The following is a 17923-nucleotide window of genomic DNA, read 5'->3' on the forward strand; positions in this document are numbered from 1 at the left end:
GTAAATTTAATGGAATTTAAGAAATTATACTTAATGATCACAATGGCTTTTGTACTTGTACTTGCAGCATGCGGCAGCGGAGAAGAAAGTGCTGAGACAGACACGTCCGGTTCAGAAGCTTCCTCATCTGAAGAGACAGTATCATATGAAAATGACTTTGAGATGGGCCCGCCGCGCGGTGAAGACGGGGAAACGACACAGGTCAATGAAACGATGGAACTGCCAAAAAATTCCGATAAAGTTGCTGTCTATGATCTCGGTGTCGCATCAACATTCGCAGCACTCGGTTTGGAGGAGAATATCGTTGCTCTGCCCAAAGGAGAAAATAACGCTTCGCTTTCAGAACCGCTTGAGGTTTTTGAATCTGATGAATATGCGAACCTTGGCGGCCTGAAACCACAGGAATTCGAAACTCTGGCAGAATCTCAGCCTGAAGTCATCATGGTCCACGGACGTCAGGCCAATACACAGACGATAGAAGAAATGGAGGCTGCAGCACCGGATGCACAGATTGTGCATGTTGCCGCTGATAATAATAATTACTTCCAGGATATTATGGATATGACGACATTCCTCGGAGAAATGTACGATGTGCAGGATGAAGCGGAAGCGCTTGTCAGTGACATGCAGACAAAAGTCGATGAAGTGAACCAGGCAGTGACAGAAGCGGATGAGGACATGCTGTTCATCCAGACAAACGGCGGTGATTTGTCGTTCCATGGTGAAGGCGGCCGTTTCGGTTTCCTATATGAAGATCTGGGATTCACTTCAGCCGGTGAGCAAAGTGAAGAAGAAGCTGAAACAGATACACATGGCAACCAGGTAAGCTACGAATTTATCGCAGAATCCAATCCGGGCGTGATGCTGGTAATGGACAGAGGTGCCGTTGCCGGCGGCGGAGATGCAACACCGGTTGATGTGATGATCAACGATGTCACATCCGGTGTGGATGCTGTAGAAAATGAAAATATCATTCAGCTGGACCCGCTCGCATGGTATATGAATGCCGGCGGCTATCTGACAGGTATGCAGCAGCTTGAAGAAGTCCAGCAGGGCGTCGAAGAACTCGATTAACAAGCATAATATAAAATGATTAAAACCCATCCCGAATTTTCGGGATGGGTTTTTGGCACTGCGGAGGGAGGAAGAATCTCTGCAGTTTGGAAAATTATTTATGGCGGGCTGCTCTCTGGTACACATGATTGCCGATGATTCTGACTTCCCGGTTGAGTTCCACACCGAATTCCTGATGTACTTTGTCCTGGACATGGATGATCAGGTCCTCATAGTCACTGGCTGTACCGCTGTCGATGTTGACCATAAAGCCGGCGTGCTTCTTTGATACCTCGACACCGCCGACACGATAGCCCTGGAGACCGGCTTCCTGGATCAGCTTGCCTGCGAAATTTCCCGGCGGGCGCTGGAATACGCTGCCGCATGATGGGTGTTCCAGCGGCTGCTTTGTTTCTCTGCGCTCTGTGAGGTCGTCCATTACTGCCCTTATCTCATCAGGGTTTCCCTGTTTCATGGAAAATTTGGCTTCTACGACAACGTACCCATTCTGCTGAACGATACTTTTGCGGTAACCCAGGTCGAGCGCTTCGTTTTTTAGAATGAGTTTATTGCCGGCCTTATCGAGCGCTGTGACTTCGAGCAGACAGTCTTTAATTTCACCGCCGTAGGCGCCAGCGTTCATATAGACAGCACCGCCGACACTCCCGGGGATGCCGCAGGCGAATTCAAGGCCGGAGAATGACAGGTCTCTGGCCATGCCGGAAACTTCTATAATTGCTCTGCCGCTGCCTGAAGTGATGATATTATTTTCCACAGTTAAATAATCGAGATTCAGCAGATTCAGGACAATGCCGGTGATCCCTCCATCCCTGATGATAATATTCGAGCCATTGCCCAGATAGGTTACAGGGATATCGTTTTCATGGCTGTATTTCAGCAGCCTGGAAGCATCTTCAATGTCGTTCACTGTGACATAGAGATCCGCCGGCCCGCCTGTTTCTGTATATGTGTATTTACTGAGTGGCTCATAAATTTTAATATCGGAGTTTTGAAGCAATGACTTCAAGTCCGTTTCAATTTGCGTTTTATTCACTGTAGCAATTCCTTTCGAGTGAGATTGACTATACTTATTATAATAGAAATCGAACATTTTTGGAAATAGCTTGGATGGTATATTACATTGTTTACTGAACTTATGTATGCTATATTTTGTTTAGCTATAAAGATATATTTACTGAACGATTCTACAATGAGGGTGTGACACCTTTTGTTTCAAGTTAAAAATAAATTGCCGGGCATCCTTCTTTTAACATGTCTGATTGCTCTGGCAGGCTGTTCCAGCCAATTGGAACAGGATACTGAACAATATATGAGTAATATGGAATCCGTTCATAATACTGAGGAGGAATTCAACTCAGAAGTCAACGCGCTGGATTATGAATATCTGCCTGACGAGCTGTCATCCAGCAATGAAGACGTTGATGTCGGACGGCTGCAAGAAATCAGGACGCATCTTGAAGATGATATACTCCCGTTGACTGAACAGATGTCTGAAGATATAGAAGCTGTTGAGGTGAACAATGAAGAGCTGACGGAGCTGTATGATTCCTATTCTGAGAGCGTTGAAATGAAACATAAATTCTCAACCCAGCTCTATGAATATGTGGATGCTTATCTGAAGTCGGAACAGTCAAATGAGCAATTGATCAACCTGAGTCAGTCATTCATGGATAATCAGGATGAGCGGAGCAATGTTATCGAGGCAGCATCAAGTGAGACGGAGACAGAGGAAATTGATCAGCTGATCGAACAGATCAACACTAACAGCGAAGAACTGGATGATGAGACGATGCTGCTTCAGGGGGATGAATCGATAGAGGAGAAACAGACGCATATCGAGGAAGTGATAATGCCCCTGATCAATGAACATATCGACTCACTCAACACGATGAATCTGCAGACAGAAAGCGCCATACGTGTGCGCAGTCTGTCACTGGAGATGTATTATGGTTTTGAAAAGTATTACCAGGAGCGTAAAGCAACGATGATGCAGAACAAAAAGCTGCAGAATTTACAGCTGCAGAACATTCTGGAGATGACAGACACATTTGAGAAACTGGATGAAAATTATCATGAGCAGTTAAACGAGATAGAGAGTGAACTTGAATAGTTCACTCTCTATCTTTATCTTCTGAATCATTATTCTGCTGATTTGGGTGCATCGGATGTTCCGGATTATTCCTGACCTTTGTGATAAAAACATTCCTGAGGATCACTGTGGTAATCCAGAATGCAAATACCGCCAGAAGTATCCAGGATACTGTTGCATTATTTTCGAAATCGAGCATGAATAATAGGACGATGATGAGCAATGCTGCATTGATGCTGTCGAGAAATGTCCAGCGTTTGAGTGCTCTGTTATTCATAATAAGATCGTACCTCCAATCCCCGCCATTATATCATATCGTAAAGTTCACATTTGCCAATTTCATTGATAAATGATAAATTAGTTAAAGTTTGATGAGAAGGTGATTAAATGTTAACAAAAAAGACGACGATTGAATCTTTTCAGAAGCTATTGGAAGACAAACAGGATTTCTTTTTTATGAAACACAGCAGCACCTGTCCAATTTCAGCTGCTGCATTCGAAGAATTTCAAAAGTTCCACTATGAAAGGGATATGGATGGTTATTACCTGGTTGTGCAGGATCATCGGCAACTTTCAGATTATATCAGCGAGCAATTTGATATCAAACACGAATCACCCCAGGCATTTTATTTCGAAAATGGGGCGCCCAAGTGGAATGCTTCCCATCAGAACATTACACTGGGGAAACTATCGACAGTAGAAGATTAAAGTGAACAACACCCAGAACAGCTTTGATTACACAAAGAGATCCCCGGGCTATCGACAGCCCGGGGATCCTTTTGCCTGGAACGGGTTAAACATGACTCTGTTCTGCCCCTGTTTTTTTGCTGCGTGAAGCATGTCATCTGCATCTTTGAACATGCGTCCTTTTGAGATATCCCCTTGTGAACGGTAGCCGACACCAATTGAAACGCTCAGATGCACCGTTTCCTGCTCGCTGATATGAAAATTTGCCTGTTCCACACTGTTGCGGATGGCCTCAGCCAGCCTTACGGTCTTATCGAAAGAAATATCCGGAATCACCATGGCAAATTCCTCCCCGCTGTTACGGAATAAAGAACCGCCGTTCGGCACGTGGTTGGCAAGCATATTGGCCATCTGTTTAATGAGTGCATCCCCCGAGTCATAGCTGTGTTCATCATTAATCACTTTGAAGTTGTCGATATCGATCAGGAGCAGACTGAGTGAATCACTGTCATCGACGAGGCGGTTGACCTCTGCATCGAATGATTTCACATTGCCAAGCTGTGTCAAATAATCTTTGTATTCTTCCTCTCCGTAGCGTTTCAGAAGTTTCAGTATTGTGTTTATATCCTCGTACATCATCATTGCAAAGAACATAACGGCTGTACTGACTGCTGTGAAGATGATCATCTGCCACAGGCTCAGCCCGGTGAAAAATAAATCTATGCCTGCCGCGTACAATATCGAGAAGATGATACAGACTGTGGTCAGCTCTTTCAGCCTCTCGAATTTTAAGAATGGCAGGAATACCATGATCAACACATACATCACCGTAAATATGAGATAGAGTTCAAAGCTGTATCCGAAGATCAGGTGGTGGAAAAGAAAAACTGCAATTAATGAACCGATCATGTAATGGGGCACACTGTATTTCACCAGAATCAGAAGAGGGATGAAGAACAGGCTGAAGGTCATGCCCGAGATATGGATCGGGACCATCAGGAGCAGTACGGACAGCGTTGTCATCAGGAGTGCCTGAAAAAGTTCCGAATCAATCAGCCGTTTATCCTCTGTGTATTGAAACCGGTGGAATAAGTATATGCCGCTGATGGTGAGTGAAATATTAAGGATGATTTCAATAAGCATATACTTTTCCTCCCTGTCTCAAAACTATTCGTCCAATTCAAGATTCTGTCGCAGCTCACTCCTCATATTGTTGTAGGACTGCTCGTTGGGATAAAAATACCAGATGCCGTCCTGACCCCGGTCATCGACGCCCTCAAGTGTCAGTTGTTCAACGTTTTGGGCAGCGGACTGGTAATTGGAGCGCAGGTTATTCATATCACTGAATGGAATATTGGTCTGAATATTTTCACTTAACACATCCAAAATGGAATTGAAGTTCGTCACGGTCTGCAAGCTCAACAATTCATCGGAAATCGCCCGAACAACTTGCTGCTGTCTCATCTGTCTCCCCGAATCGCCGCCAGCACCTTCAGCTTTTCTGCTCCTGGAGAAGGCGAGTGCCATTTCTCCATCCATTTCATAAGTCTCACCCTGGGCAAATGAAAAGCCGGATTGTTCAAATGAATCTTCGCTGGTCACAGTGATGCCGCCGACTGCGTCGACAATGGCCTCAAGTCCGTCCATATTGATGGAGATGTAATAGTCGATCGGCGTATCCAAAAAGTTTTCCACAGTGTCTTTTGCCATGACAGGGCCGCCGTAAGCATAGGCATGATTAATCTTTTCCGTGGTGCCCCGGCCGGCGATTTCTGCCCGGGTGTCCCTTGGGATACTTACGATGCGGCCGCCTTCAGTGTCTGGATTTAATGTAGCGACCATGATGGTGTCTGAACGCTGGCCACTTGCCTGGGACTCTCTTTCAGCGTCGGAATCTGTACCGAAGAGTACTACGGAAATCGGATCGCCATTATTGACATCGATGTTCCCTTCCCTCAGATTTGAAGCTGTATCCTCCAGTGCGATGTCTTCCCCGGTCTGGCTGTCTCCGCCGGGATTGTTCATATCGCCGACTGCACCCTGAAGCTGGAAATATACATAAGCAAAAATACCTCCGATAACGATAATTGCAACAATAAGCAGTACAAGCAGTATTTTAAATACTGGATGCATGCCGCGTCTACTTTCAGTTCTATTCATTATAGATCTCCTTTTCAATATTAATATAATTATACAATGAAACGGGCGGATTGAAAATTAATATTATGCAAATTCACCATTTGGATATCATATATAAACGGGAATATGGTATAGTGAGTTGGAAATATTCAAGATGGTGATGGTATGTATACTCTATTTTTGCTTACGGTATCTTTTCTGATTTCATTGATTCTGATGCCGGTATTTATATGGGGGTCGTACAAAATAGGTTTTGTCGACCACCCGAATACAAGAAAAGTTCATGCGAAGCCTGTGCCTTATCTCGGCGGAGTGGCCATACTCATCTCATTCATCATAGGGGTGATGGTTTCCCGTCCGATAGAGGCTGAATACATGCCGATTGTTATTGGCGGTGTATCTATCGTTCTGATCGGGATCATTGACGACAAGTTTGACATGAGACCCTGGCAGAAATTGATCGGGCAGATACTGACCACCCTGATTCCAATCTCGTACGGTATCGTCATCGATACCATCACACCGTTTGGCATCGGCATCGATTTCGGCTTCATGTCTGTGCCGATTACAATCATATGGATGCTCATCATCATCAATGCCATCAATCTGATTGATGGACTCGATGGTCTGGCAACCGGTATCTCTATCATTGCACTGGCAACTATCGGGTTTATGACGATTTTGCAGGGCAACATTTTCATTATGATGATTTGTGTCATTCTGATCGGCTCATGTCTCGGTTTCCTTGTATTCAATTTTCACCCAGCCAAGATCTTCCTCGGTGATAACGGTTCAATGCTGCTCGGTTTCATCCTGAGTGTCGTTTCACTGATGGGGTTCAAAAACATTACACTGATATCGTTGTTTTTCCCGATCATCATACTGGCAGTACCGTTCCTTGATATGCTTTCTGCAGCCGTGAGAAGATACCGTCAAAACATTTCACTCGTAAAACCGGACAGAGATCATATCCACCACCGGATGAGAACGCTCGGATATTCTCATGTGGAAAGCGTCATTCTTATTTATTTCATCGCTCTCCTGTATTCCGGCGCGAGCCTCATCCTGTATCTTTCCACCATCCCGGGCGCAATCATCATCATGCTGCTGCTGATCCTGACAACAGCGATCATCGTTGAAGCCATAGGTCTGCTCGGTAATCAAAAAAAACCGGTCCTGGAGTTCATGCGGCGCCTGGTTCATAAAATATTTTCCTAAAAAGCACTTTCGGCATGGATGATGTCTAATTCATCCAGTTCGTGAGTGTCTTTTGTTATTTCCCGGAGTTTGCTGAGGAAGATGTCTTTCTCAGCCGTCTTGACATGGACGAGATAAGTGACTTTGTCAGTGTAGCCGGTATCTTTTATCTCGATCCCCGCTTCAGCAGTGTAATGTTCAAATCTGCTCGTGTGGGTATAATCCATGGTGATGCGGAATGGTATCATGCTGACTTCAATGACTTTACCTGCCGTTTTTACAGCATCGGATGCCGCGTTTGAATAGGCACGAATCAGACCGCCGCCCCCGAGTTTTATGCCGCCGAAATAACGGGTGACTGCTACAGTGACATTATACATTCCTTCCCGCTTCAGCACCTCCAGTATCGGTACGCCGGCAGTGCCTGACGGTTCACCATCGTCATCTGCTTTCTGGGTGAGAGCGTGCTCTCCGATGATATAGGCGCTGCAGTTGTGGGTGGCGTCTTTGTGCCTGCGTCTGACTTCGTCAATGAATGCTTTTGCCTCCGCTTCTGTGTCAGTGCGTCTGATAGAGGAGATAAAACGGGATTTATTAATCGTTGTTTCTGTCTCTGTGTCGAGTCTGTTCATATAATGCTGCTCCATGCTAATTCACCTCTTATCGTCAGTCTATCACAATTGATTCATAGACCGGAGCCGTCCGATATAGTAAAATATCAATATGTGTGAATGTAGTATTGGGGGAGAGATTATGAAGATTGCTGTTGTGACGGATTCAACTGCTTATCTGCCGGAGGCGCTGAAAGACAAGTATGATATCCGCACAATTCCGCTCAGCGTAGTATTCGGGGATGAATCATACAAGGAAGATGAAGAGATAAAACCTGAAGAATTTTATGATATGATCCGCAATATTGATGAATTGCCGCGGACCAGCCAGCCGTCCATCGGTGATTATATCCTGCTGCTTGAATCACTGAAAGGGGAAGGGTATACGGATGTGATCAGTGTGCACCTGTCAAGCCGGATCAGCGGCACATGTCAGAATGCAGTCTCAGCCGGAGACAGTGTGGAAGGCATCGGCCTCCATGTCATCGATTCGGAAGTGGCGTGTTATGTCCAGGGCTTCCTGGCGCTCTATGCCGCGCAGAATAAAGATTATATGCAGCTTGAAGCACTGATCGACACGCTTGAACTGATGAAACAGAAAAAGAACACAAATGCCTATTTCATCGTGGAGACGCTGACGAATCTTCAGAAAGGCGGACGGCTTTCAAATGCCCAGGCGATGCTTGGAAGCATGCTGAAAGTCAAACCTGTGCTCGAGTTCCGGGATGCCAAAATCGTACCTTACGAAAAGATACGGACAAGGAAAAAGGCGATGAAGCGGGTGGAAACGCAGTTTGCCAAAGAAATGGAAGTGCATAGGGGAAAACCTGTCACCGCTGTCGTCATCCATGCAAACTGCGAAGCAGATGCGCTTGACTGGATAGAAACGCTGAAACAGAAACATCCGGAAGTGAAATTCCAGTTGAGCTATTTCGGTCCTGTCATCGGTACGCACATTGGTGAGGGCGCACTCGGTCTCGGCTATACGGTTTACGATGTGGATACAGATGTATAATAGAATCAGGGTTAATCGGCGCAGCTTATTTGCTGCGCTTTTTTTTGGATAAAGGGGAGGACAGTCATGCTCATAAAATTTGGGGATGGAGAAGTTTACAAATCGCAGGGGGTCGATCCTGTAAAGAAGATCTGCCGCCGGTGCGGCAACAACAGCAGGAAATATTTCTATCGGTATTATTCCCGTTTCCACGGGTCGGATGTCACCTATTGTTTGAAATGTGTCAGCATCGGACGTTCAGACAGTGTAACACCGCTCACAGCAGTACATGTTGAACGGGCGGTGGAATCCTGCAGATATCATTTGGATTTCGATTTGAGCGATGGTCAGAAAAAGGCTTCGGACAGAGTGGTGCAGGCACTTGAAAACAATGAAAATCTGCTGCTGTATGCAGTGACCGGCGCGGGCAAGACGGAAATTTCGTTTGAAGCGATCTCACTGGCGCGTCAGCGCGGGCTGAATGTGGCTTTTGTCTCTCCGCGCATAGATGTAGTCAAAGAAGTTTATCTGAGACTGACAGCTGCTTTTAAAGATGCCCGGATTGACTTGTTGTATTCAGGAGTCAAAGTCGCATTTGACCACCGTTTTACAGTGTGTACTGTGCATCAGCTGTACAACCATATCTCCCACTTTGATCTGATCATTGTCGATGAAACGGATGCCTTTCCGCTTCCGGAAGACAGCCAGCTGATGGATGCCATACTGCGCGCAGCGACAGAGAAATCAAGTATCATACTGATGACTGCCACGCCGTCAAAGAGAATGATCAATTTTGCAGGGAGGGAGAATGTCGTGACCTTGACGCGGCGATATCACGGGTACGATCTGGCTGTACCTGAAATTATCCGGGGGTCTGCAGACCGGGATATACAGAAGAACAGACTGCCTGAGACGCTTCACATGCTGATACAGAACGTTATTGCCCAAAATCGGCGGGTACTTGTCTTTGTGCCGGAAATCAGCATGATGCAGCAGCTGTTTCCGCTCATCCGCGAAAAATATCCGCTGTCCGCTTCCGTCTACAGTCAGGACCATGAACGATATTTGAAAGTGGACAGCATGCGGGGTGATGAGACGAAAGTGCTCCTGACTACCACCATATTGGAACGAGGGGTTACGTTTGAAAATCTGGATGTCATTGTCCTCGGAGCTGAAAAATTCAATACCAACAGTCTGATCCAGATCTGCGGCCGGGTGGGGCGGAAAGTGGATGATCCGACCGGCAGCATTTGGTTTATGGCTGCACATCACACCGGCAGTATCCGCAGAACCATTAAGATTATCAAAAGTTTCAACAAAGGGGAGACGGCCATATGATTTGTCTTTATTGCCACGCCGACATAAAAGAAGAAGTGAATCTGATCACCCTTTTTGAGCGCAGCCGGCCTTTGTGCAGCAGCTGTAAGATGTCCTTGTCCCGATGGCGGGAGGGCAGGAGATGTAAATTTTGTCACCGGCTGATGCAGGCAGATGAAGCGGAGTGTGCGGATTGTTTATTCCTCTCGGCGTACTATGAGCGGCCGGGGGAGATCATGAGTATGCTTGACTATCATGACACGGTGAAAATGCTTTTCCACAGATATAAATTTACAAAAGATGCCGCCCTGGCTGAAGTGCTTGCGATGTTTCTAGAGTGCCGATTCGGGGAATATGATTTCTCCATACCCATACCAGTCTCTGAGGTCAGGCTGGCCGAGCGGGGGTATAACCAGACAGAGATGGTGCTTGATGCTGCCGGCGTTAAGTATCATGATGCGTTATTTACAGAAAAAGTTACCCGGCAGTCCGAGCTCGGCAAAATGGACAGGCTCAGCGCAAAGAATCCGTTTCGATTCAAAGCGGATTTTAATGCGGATGCCCTGGAAGGGATGAAGGTTTTGGTAGTGGATGATATTTATACCACCGGTATTACAGTCCATCAGGCGGCTGAAACGCTGTTTTCAAAAAAGCCTGTCAAAATAGACATGTTAACGTTTTCCAAAGCCTGAATACTCTGGTATAATAAATTCAACAAGCAAAGTATCTAAGGAGGGGTTTCATATGATCAGATGTGAAATTCGCGGAGAGAACATTGAGGTCACCCAGCCGATCAGAAGCCACATCGAGGAAAAAGTGGCGAAACTGGAACGCTACTTTACCAATGTTCCAAATACTCACGCGCACGTCAACATCAAGACATACAGCAACAAGAAGGGCAAGGTCGAAATTACAATCCCTATGAAAGATCTAACATTACGCGCAGAGGAAAAGCATGAAGATCTCTACGCAGCAGTGGACCTGATCATTGATAAGCTTGAACGACAGATCAGGAAGCACAAGACAAAAATCAACCGGAAGTTCAGGGAAAAGAACCCGGAAGCAGATTTCTTCGCGGCAGCGGAAGCTGTCGGACTGGCAGAGAACAATAAGTCTGAAGAGGATGATGACAGCATTGACATCGTTCGTTCCAAGAAATTTCAGCTGAAACCAATGGATTCTGAAGAAGCGGTATTGCAGATGAACATGCTCGGCCACAGCTTCTTTGTTTTCAATGACAGGGAGACAGACGGTACAAGCATTGTATATAAACGTAATGACGGCAAATACGGTCTTATCGAAACGGATGAAAACCTTTGATACATTATTCCCCCGGCAAGCAAACCGGGGGTTTATTATGTGCCTGCAGAATGCGTACATATTTAAATTCAACGCGTTTAATGGTAGAATAATGGAATGAATTCATTGTTAAAGTATGAGGGAGAGAAATCCATGGGTATTTTGGAAAAGGTCTTTGACGGTAACAAACGGGAGCTTCGCTCCCTCCGTAAGATTGCTGATAAAGTAGAAACATATAAAGAAGATTTTGCCCGACTGAGCGATGAAAAGCTGCAGGCCAAAACGCCTGAATTCAAAGCTGAGCTGGACGGCGTTACGGATGAGAAAGAACAGGAGCAAATTTTGGACAGCCTCATGCCGGAAGCTTTTGCCGTTGTGCGTGAAGCGGCTAAAAGGACGCTCGGACTGGAACCTTATCCCGTACAGCTCATGGGTGCCGCTGCCCTTCATAAAGGTGACATCGCGGAGATGAAAACCGGTGAGGGCAAGACACTGACTGCCACGCTGCCTGTATATTTGAATGCTTTGACCGGCAAGGGTGTGCATATCATCACAGTCAACGAATATCTGTCTGCCACACAGATGGAAGAATTGTCAGTGCTGTATAATTTCCTTGGACTCAGCGTCGGATTGAACCTCAACACAAAAGACAGTGCTGAAAAACGTGAAGCCTATGCTTCAGATATTACGTATACCACAAATAATGAACTTGGTTTTGATTATTTAAGGGATAATATGGTGACCTACAAGCGGGACCGGGTACTTCGCGGATTGAACTATACAATCATTGATGAAGTGGACTCCATCCTTATAGACGAAGCGCGGACACCGCTGATCATTTCCGGTAAAGCGGAACAGACAGATACAATGTATATTCAGGCGAACCAATTTGTGAAAATGCTGAAGGAAGACGAAGATTTCACGTACGATGTAAAAACGAAAAACATACAGCTGAATGACGACGGCATGGAAAAAGCGGAAAAGTGGTTTAAAGTCGACAACCTGTATGACGTTAAGAACGTCAATCTGCTGCATCATATCAACCAGGCGCTGAAAGCGCACTTTTCCATGGAACGGGACATCGATTACGTGGTTGAAGAGGAAAAAATCGTCATCGTCGACCAGTTCACCGGCCGTAAGATGAAAGGCCGCCGGTTCTCCGACGGGCTCCACCAGGCAATAGAAGCGAAGGAAGGCGTCGAAATTCAGAATGAATCCCGCACGATGGCTTCCATCACATTCCAGAACTTCTTCAGACAGTATAATAAACTGTCAGGTATGACCGGTACAGCCAAAACGGAGGAGGAGGAATTCCTCAACATCTATAACATGCGGGTCACCCAGATACCGACAAATGAACCGATCATCAGAGAGGACTATACAGATAAAATCTATGCCACTAAAGAGGTGAAGTTCAATCACGTGATTGACGAAGTGGTTGAAAGACACCGGAAGGGGCAGCCGGTATTGATTGGTACTGTGGCAGTAGAAACAAGTGAATTCATTTCACAGAAGCTCAGTAAAAAAGGTGTGCGCCATAATGTGCTCAACGCGAAAAACCACGAACGTGAAGCCGAAATCATTCAGAATGCGGGCAAAAAAGGCGCTGTCACAATCGCGACAAACATGGCAGGCCGCGGCACTGACATCAAGCTGGGCGAAGGTGTGAAGGAAGCAGGCGGCCTGGCAGTGATCGGAACAGAACGGCATGAATCAAGGCGTATCGATGACCAGCTGCGCGGACGTTCGGGCCGTCAGGGGGATGTCGGTGTGAGCACGTTCTACCTTTCCCTGGAGGACGATCTGATGCGCCGTTTTGGTTCAGAGCGGATGCAGAGTATGATGGGCCGTCTCGGTATGTCCGATGAAGAAGTCACTTCAAAAATGATTTCACGGGCGGTCGAATCATCTCAGAAACGTGTGGAGGGCAACAACTTCGACTCACGTAAAAAACTCCTGGAATATGATGATGTGCTGAGGCGACAGCGCGAAATCATCTATGATGAACGTAATGATATTATCGATCAGGAAGATATTCAGGAAGAACTGCTAGGCATGATTGAATCCTCCGTCGAGCGGACGGTGAACTACTATATGTTTGATGATGAAGATATGATCGACTACGAGCAGTTCATCAAAGCAATCGAGGACATGTACCTCCCGCCGGATACACTGGAGGTTTCCGACGTCCGCGGCAGGGAAAATGAGGAAATCACAGCGCTGATTCTCGACAGGGTGAAAACTGCACTTCAGGAGAAGGAAGAGAAATTGTCTGAAGAGCGTATGCGGCTGTTTGAACGCATGATGATGCTCCGGACCATCGACCAGAAATGGGTGGAGCACATCGACAGTATGAGCCAGCTGCGTACCGGCATCCATCTGCGTTCATACGGGCAGATCAACCCGTTGCGCGAGTATCAGAATGAAGGGCTTCAGATGTTTGAAGATATGCTGGTTGCGATCGAAGATGACACAGCGAAATATGTGCTTAAGACTGAAGTGAAATCAGATGAAGAAATCAAGCGTGAGCAGGTCATTAAAAATGAAGAAATGCAGACCGGCGACGGCAAAGCAAAAGTGAAAAAAGGGCCGGCGAAAAAAGAGGACAGGGCCGGACGCAACGAACCCTGTCCATGCGGCTCCGGTAAAAAATACAAAAACTGTCACGGCAGATAGAGAAAGAGGTATATATTATGGAATTGCATGAAATTAAAAACTTTGAGGTAAAAATGCACGGTAAACTCGATGACTTCAGGGGGTCTCTTTGACTTAGAGGAGAAAGAAACCCAGATCCGGGAGTATGAAGAGCAGATGACGGATCCCGAATTTTGGAATGACCAGACGGCTGCCCAGGAAATCATCGGCAAAAACAATCACTTGAAGAAGATTGTCGAAGGGTTCAGGGATATTGAACGCGCTGTAGAAGATATTGAAGTCACACATGAACTTCTGAAAGAAGAATATGATGAAGAAATGAAAGCGGATATTGAAGAGCGTGTGAGAAGCACCCAGGAAAAAGTCGATGCATTCGAGCTCGATATTCTGCTGGATGATGAACATGACTCACTCAGTGCGCTGCTTGAACTGCATCCGGGCGCCGGCGGTACTGAATCACAGGACTGGGCGGAGATGCTGCTCAGAATGTACCACCGGTATTGTGAATATAAAGGATGGAAAGTCGATACGCTGGATTACCAGGACGGGGATGAAGCCGGTGTCAAAAGTGTCACGCTGTCGGTTAAAGGCGCAAATGCATACGGTCTGCTGAAAGCTGAAAAAGGGATCCACCGGCTCGTACGCATTTCGCCGTTCGATTCTTCCGGACGCCGGCACACATCTTTCGCGTCATGTGAAATCACCCCTCAATTTGAAAATAATGATATTGAAATTGAGATAAACAACGACGATATATCCATCGACACATACCGGGCGAGCGGCGCCGGCGGTCAGCATGTCAATACGACCGATTCAGCTGTCAGGATTACCCATCAGCCGACAGGGATCGTTGTGACATGTCAGAATGAAAGATCCCAGATTAAAAACAGGGAGCAGGCGATGAAAATGCTGCGCTCCAAGCTCTATCAAAGAGAACTTGAAGCGCAGCGGGCTGAAATTGATGCGGTCAAAGGCGAACAGAAAGAGATCGGCTGGGGCAGCCAGATTCGCTCCTACGTCTTTCACCCGTATTCCATGGTCAAGGACCACCGGACAAATCATGAAACAGGCAACACAGAAAAAGTGATGGATGGCCATATATCTCCATTTATCGACGCGTATCTCAGATTGAAGATGTAATAATTATGGGGGTTCGGCCATAACCAGCCGAAAATAACTTAAAAAGGTTCCAACCATCTAAAATTGATGGTTGGAACCTTTTTAAGTTAACAGTAATTAAACCCTGTTAAATTAAGAGCATGAAATTTTTGTAAATGTTACTGTGTGTTGCAGTCATTTCTTTTTAATTACAAGTCAATTACATCACCCACAACCAAATTTTTGTGTGATATAGTGTGGACCGTAGTTCAAAAAGCACAGTTTTTTGTGCTGGAACTCTAATATCAATACAACTGCACCCAACCCGGGATATAGATAGAAAGAACAATTTGGGTTAAGGAAAATTAGGAGGACTTTTATCATGAAAAAGACGTTATTTTCAATAGCGACGGTTACAGCAATTACTGGAGTGGCATCAGGAAATATTTCTGCATCAGCATACGGCGATGCGGATGATAATAATACATCAAACACTGCAGCGCAAGAAAATACAACTTATTCATACTCATACTCATATTCGTATGATGAAAATGGATATACTTATTCATCCGATAATAATGGTTACGGAGAAAATCAAACACAGCAGACTCACGAAGCGCCTGAAGCACCTGCCGTTGAGGAAAATAATACTGATGATCAGACAGCGTCTGCTGCTGAAGTAAATAATACTCAGCAGGTTCAAAATGAACCACAGGCACCGGCAGCACCACAGGTTCAGGAGTCAGCAGCAAATAACAGCGGTGCGGCAGCCACAGCCCACTCACTGGCACAGGGGAAATCCTATCAGCTGGGTGCCAACTCTGCATCATTAGTGGACTGCTCTTCATTTACCCAGCAGTTCATGCAGCAGCATGAAGGCAAAGACATTCCGAGAACTGTATCCGGACAAAAAGCAGCCGGCACACCGACCGCCAATCCACAGCCGGGAGATCTTGTGTTCTTCAATGACGGTACACATGTCGGCGTCTATATCGGCAACGGCCAGATGGTAGATGCACTGAACCCGTCAGAAGGCGTCGGCGAACGTTCCGTCAGTTATGTCCATGGCTCAGTTGACGGCTACTACACTTATTAATAATATATAGAGATATCACCCCCCGCACAAAGTGCGGGGGGGTTTTTGTGACTGCGGCTGTATTCAAATCTGAAGGCAGTTTACTGCGCACTGGAAATTGTACGCCTCCCCGGATGTCACAATCATTTAACTGTCACAATCATTGTTGTATGTTAAAATAATTGAAATAATATAGTAAGGTTTGTTGTCGGATGAATAAGAAGAAAATTATGATATTCGCTGCACTTGCATTGTTCTTCCTGCTGACAGGCGCGGGTATCAGTGCAGTGCTCAATGTATCGGATGAACAGCTCGAACAGCAGTCGCTCGAGACGCTGCAGGATTCTGAAGGCCGGGATAATCACCATGCTGTCGGGGAGAATATTATCGAGGAAAGTTTTACTGATGTCATCAACAATGACGGCAGCCTTCAGGACATCGTCAAAAATAATGAAGTCACTGTGATCAACTTCTTTGCTTCATGGTGTGATCCATGCAGGAGGGAAACCCCTGCGCTGAACGAATATCATACCAGCCATGAAAATGAGGATATTGATATTGTTGGAATCAATATTGATGACAGCGAAAAGAACCGCGATGAATTCCTTGAAGAATTCAGTGTTACATACCCCGTATATGAATTTGAGAATGAATCGGAGGCCATTGAGAGATACAGCATCCATCTGATGCCGACGACTTTTTTTGTGGACAATGAAGGTGAGGTTATTCGAGCGTATGTCGGGGAAGTCAGACCTGATTTGATTGATAGTTACATCAACTACGTGAAGGAGGAGAACTAAATGGGAGTACATCAGTATTTTAAAAGTCTTAATGATCTGGAGAAGCTCGTCCGCTGTCCCGGGAAATTCAAATACCAGGAACATAACGTGGCTGCGCATTCTTTCAAGGTAACTAAAATTGCCCAGTATCTCGGGACCGTTGAAGAATACAGCGGGAATGATATCAACTGGAAAGACCTGTATGAGAAAGCGCTGAACCATGATTACCCGGAAATATTCACCGGCGATATTAAAACGCCGGTGAAATACGCTTCTGATGAACTGAACACCTTATTCAATGAAGTGGAGGAAACGATGACCTCCCGTTTCATAGAAGAGGAATTTCCCGAGGCCTATCAGGATATCTACAAAAGACGTCTGAGAGAAGGCAAGGATGATTCGCTTGAAGGGCAAATCCTGTCGGTGGCGGATAAGATTGATCTGCTGTATGAATCATTTGGTGAGATTCAGAAGCGGAATCCCGAACCTTTATTCTTCGAGATCTATGAGATGTCGCTGGTGACGATAAAAAAATTCTCCCATCTGGTCTGTGTCCAGGATTTTCTGGAGAATATATTGTCCGATATGCTGAAGGAACGGTTCATCCCGAGAACTGAACTGGTGGATATCACCGAGTCCATCATGGACAAGGAGATTTAACTTCAATGGAGCTCTACTGGTATATGATGGCAATGGTTGTTCCCGCAATAACCGTTGTATTCTTTACAAGAATTACACGCAATAAGTATGTTGCAGTCATATTGACATTCATCATTTTTGGTATTTCCATTTATCGCGGTTTCTATCATTCCGAATGGGTGATTTTTATAGATGCGCTGTCGCTGGTCATCGGGTATATGATCGTAGAGGTATATAATCTGGAGGATGTGGATGACGAATAGAAATAAC

At 45.8% G+C, this 17923-nt stretch carries 19 protein-coding genes; 14 read left to right on the forward strand and 5 right to left on the reverse strand.

Annotation, left to right across the window (positions count from 1 at the left end; translation table 11 throughout):
* The first annotated feature begins 9 nt into the window (after positions 1 to 9).
* On the forward strand, positions 10 to 1074 hold the full coding sequence (locus G343_RS0105115) for a siderophore ABC transporter substrate-binding protein (protein WP_020007046.1): 1065 nt from the start codon (positions 10 to 12) through the stop codon (positions 1072 to 1074).
* Between the two features lie 94 nt (positions 1075 to 1168).
* Here the strand turns inward: G343_RS0105115 and murB are convergent, their stop codons facing one another.
* The gene (gene murB / locus G343_RS0105120) at positions 1169 to 2164 is read right to left on the reverse strand and encodes a UDP-N-acetylmuramate dehydrogenase (protein WP_083931358.1); all 996 of its coding nucleotides are present in this window, start codon (positions 2162 to 2164) and stop codon (positions 1169 to 1171) included.
* Positions 2165 to 2281: 117 nt separating this feature from the next.
* Here murB and G343_RS0105125 point away from each other — a divergent pair, with 117 nt between their 5' ends.
* Complete coding sequence (locus tag G343_RS0105125) at positions 2282 to 3184, forward strand: EMYY motif lipoprotein (protein WP_020007048.1); 903 nt, start codon at positions 2282 to 2284, stop codon at positions 3182 to 3184.
* Between the two features lies 1 nt (position 3185).
* On the opposite strand, the gene G343_RS0105130 is transcribed toward G343_RS0105125, so the two are convergent.
* Positions 3186 to 3440 carry a hypothetical protein gene (locus G343_RS0105130; protein ID WP_020007049.1) on the reverse strand — a complete coding sequence of 85 codons (255 nt, stop codon included), beginning with the start codon at positions 3438 to 3440 and terminating at the stop codon, positions 3186 to 3188.
* A 110-nt stretch (positions 3441 to 3550) separates the two neighbouring features.
* Between G343_RS0105130 and ytxJ the strand changes: the two genes are divergently transcribed.
* Positions 3551 to 3871 carry a bacillithiol system redox-active protein YtxJ gene (gene ytxJ, locus G343_RS0105135; RefSeq protein WP_020007050.1) on the forward strand — a complete coding sequence of 107 codons (321 nt, stop codon included), beginning with the start codon at positions 3551 to 3553 and terminating at the stop codon, positions 3869 to 3871.
* A gap of 48 nt (positions 3872 to 3919) precedes the next feature.
* Here the strand turns inward: ytxJ and gdpS are convergent, their stop codons facing one another.
* Together gdpS and G343_RS0105145 are read right to left on the reverse strand one after the other, a co-directional pair.
* On the reverse strand, positions 3920 to 4993 hold the full coding sequence (gene gdpS, locus G343_RS0105140) for a GGDEF domain-containing protein GdpS (RefSeq protein WP_020007051.1): 1074 nt from the start codon (positions 4991 to 4993) through the stop codon (positions 3920 to 3922).
* Between the two features lie 24 nt (positions 4994 to 5017).
* Positions 5018 to 6010 (reverse strand): LCP family glycopolymer transferase, encoded by a 993-nt coding sequence (locus tag G343_RS0105145; protein WP_020007052.1) that lies wholly within the window; start codon positions 6008 to 6010, stop codon positions 5018 to 5020.
* A gap of 144 nt (positions 6011 to 6154) precedes the next feature.
* On the opposite strand from G343_RS0105145, the gene G343_RS0105150 reads away from it, so the two are divergent.
* Positions 6155 to 7207 (forward strand): glycosyltransferase family 4 protein, encoded by a 1053-nt coding sequence (locus tag G343_RS0105150; protein WP_020007053.1) that lies wholly within the window; start codon positions 6155 to 6157, stop codon positions 7205 to 7207.
* Here the strand turns inward: G343_RS0105150 and G343_RS0105155 are convergent.
* Positions 7204 to 7833 (reverse strand): YigZ family protein, encoded by a 630-nt coding sequence (locus G343_RS0105155; protein ID WP_020007054.1) that lies wholly within the window; start codon positions 7831 to 7833, stop codon positions 7204 to 7206. The two genes, G343_RS0105150 and G343_RS0105155, sit on opposite strands and share 4 nt — an antisense overlap.
* Positions 7834 to 7939: 106 nt before the next feature.
* On the opposite strand from G343_RS0105155, the gene G343_RS0105160 reads away from it, so the two are divergent.
* The 10 genes from G343_RS0105160 (at position 7940) to G343_RS0105205 (ending at position 17916) form a co-directional block, all read left to right on the forward strand.
* Positions 7940 to 8812, forward strand: a complete 873-nt coding sequence (locus G343_RS0105160; RefSeq protein ID WP_020007055.1) for a DegV family protein — start codon at positions 7940 to 7942, stop codon at positions 8810 to 8812.
* Positions 8813 to 8878: 66 nt separating this feature from the next.
* On the forward strand, positions 8879 to 10129 hold the full coding sequence (locus tag G343_RS14305; protein WP_020007056.1) for a DEAD/DEAH box helicase family protein: 1251 nt from the start codon (positions 8879 to 8881) through the stop codon (positions 10127 to 10129).
* Positions 10126 to 10800, forward strand: a complete 675-nt coding sequence (locus G343_RS14310; RefSeq protein WP_033426535.1) for a ComF family protein — start codon at positions 10126 to 10128, stop codon at positions 10798 to 10800. Before G343_RS14305 ends, G343_RS14310 begins: the two co-directional genes overlap by 4 nt.
* A 52-nt stretch (positions 10801 to 10852) precedes the next feature.
* Complete coding sequence (hpf, locus tag G343_RS0105175) at positions 10853 to 11428, forward strand: ribosome hibernation-promoting factor, HPF/YfiA family (protein WP_020007058.1); 576 nt, start codon at positions 10853 to 10855, stop codon at positions 11426 to 11428.
* A gap of 132 nt (positions 11429 to 11560) precedes the next feature.
* The gene (gene secA / locus G343_RS0105180; RefSeq protein ID WP_020007059.1) at positions 11561 to 14083 is read left to right on the forward strand and encodes a preprotein translocase subunit SecA; all 2523 of its coding nucleotides are present in this window, start codon (positions 11561 to 11563) and stop codon (positions 14081 to 14083) included.
* Between the two features lie 17 nt (positions 14084 to 14100).
* A protein-coding gene (gene prfB, locus G343_RS0105185) for a peptide chain release factor 2 (RefSeq protein WP_156823567.1) occupies positions 14101 to 15202 on the forward strand; the annotation gives its coding sequence in 2 pieces (ribosomal slippage) (positions 14101 to 14172 and positions 14174 to 15202; 1101 coding nt in all).
* A gap of 340 nt (positions 15203 to 15542) precedes the next feature.
* Positions 15543 to 16256: a C40 family peptidase gene (locus G343_RS0105190; protein ID WP_020007061.1), complete on the forward strand. Its 714-nt coding sequence runs from the start codon at positions 15543 to 15545 to the stop codon at positions 16254 to 16256.
* A gap of 191 nt (positions 16257 to 16447) precedes the next feature.
* Positions 16448 to 17035, forward strand: a complete 588-nt coding sequence (locus G343_RS0105195) for a TlpA family protein disulfide reductase (RefSeq protein WP_156823568.1) — start codon at positions 16448 to 16450, stop codon at positions 17033 to 17035.
* Entirely contained in the window at positions 17036 to 17674 is a 639-nt protein-coding gene (locus G343_RS0105200; protein ID WP_020007063.1) for a YfbR-like 5'-deoxynucleotidase, read from the forward strand.
* A gap of 5 nt (positions 17675 to 17679) precedes the next feature.
* On the forward strand, positions 17680 to 17916 hold the full coding sequence (locus tag G343_RS0105205; protein WP_020007064.1) for a CsbA family protein: 237 nt from the start codon (positions 17680 to 17682) through the stop codon (positions 17914 to 17916).
* The last annotated feature ends 7 nt before the right edge of the window (positions 17917 to 17923 follow it).

Origin of the sequence: Salinicoccus albus DSM 19776 (assembly GCF_000385175.1) — a bacterium.
Classification (GTDB): domain Bacteria; phylum Bacillota; class Bacilli; order Staphylococcales; family Salinicoccaceae; genus Salinicoccus; species Salinicoccus albus.

What these genes read in the sequence shown, in the direction of transcription:
- G343_RS0105115 (WP_020007046.1), top strand. Translation starts at nt 10, where the DNA reads ATGGAATTTAAGAAATTATACTTAATGATCACAATGGCTTTTGTACTT.
- murB (WP_083931358.1), bottom strand. Translation starts at nt 2,164, where the DNA reads ATGTTCGATTTCTATTATAATAAGTATAGTCAATCTCACTCGAAAGGA.
- G343_RS0105130 (WP_020007049.1), bottom strand. Translation starts at nt 3,440, where the DNA reads ATGAATAACAGAGCACTCAAACGCTGGACATTTCTCGACAGCATCAAT.
- ytxJ (WP_020007050.1), top strand. Translation starts at nt 3,551, where the DNA reads ATGTTAACAAAAAAGACGACGATTGAATCTTTTCAGAAGCTATTGGAA.
- gdpS (WP_020007051.1), bottom strand. Translation starts at nt 4,993, where the DNA reads ATGCTTATTGAAATCATCCTTAATATTTCACTCACCATCAGCGGCATA.
- G343_RS0105145 (WP_020007052.1), bottom strand. Translation starts at nt 6,010, where the DNA reads ATGAATAGAACTGAAAGTAGACGCGGCATGCATCCAGTATTTAAAATA.
- G343_RS0105150 (WP_020007053.1), top strand. Translation starts at nt 6,155, where the DNA reads ATGTATACTCTATTTTTGCTTACGGTATCTTTTCTGATTTCATTGATT.
- G343_RS0105155 (WP_020007054.1), bottom strand. Translation starts at nt 7,833, where the DNA reads ATGGAGCAGCATTATATGAACAGACTCGACACAGAGACAGAAACAACG.
- G343_RS0105160 (WP_020007055.1), top strand. Translation starts at nt 7,940, where the DNA reads ATGAAGATTGCTGTTGTGACGGATTCAACTGCTTATCTGCCGGAGGCG.
- G343_RS14305 (WP_020007056.1), top strand. Translation starts at nt 8,879, where the DNA reads ATGCTCATAAAATTTGGGGATGGAGAAGTTTACAAATCGCAGGGGGTC.
- G343_RS14310 (WP_033426535.1), top strand. Translation starts at nt 10,126, where the DNA reads ATGATTTGTCTTTATTGCCACGCCGACATAAAAGAAGAAGTGAATCTG.
- hpf (WP_020007058.1), top strand. Translation starts at nt 10,853, where the DNA reads ATGATCAGATGTGAAATTCGCGGAGAGAACATTGAGGTCACCCAGCCG.
- secA (WP_020007059.1), top strand. Translation starts at nt 11,561, where the DNA reads ATGGGTATTTTGGAAAAGGTCTTTGACGGTAACAAACGGGAGCTTCGC.
- G343_RS0105190 (WP_020007061.1), top strand. Translation starts at nt 15,543, where the DNA reads ATGAAAAAGACGTTATTTTCAATAGCGACGGTTACAGCAATTACTGGA.
- G343_RS0105195 (WP_156823568.1), top strand. Translation starts at nt 16,448, where the DNA reads ATGAATAAGAAGAAAATTATGATATTCGCTGCACTTGCATTGTTCTTC.
- G343_RS0105200 (WP_020007063.1), top strand. Translation starts at nt 17,036, where the DNA reads ATGGGAGTACATCAGTATTTTAAAAGTCTTAATGATCTGGAGAAGCTC.
- G343_RS0105205 (WP_020007064.1), top strand. Translation starts at nt 17,680, where the DNA reads ATGGAGCTCTACTGGTATATGATGGCAATGGTTGTTCCCGCAATAACC.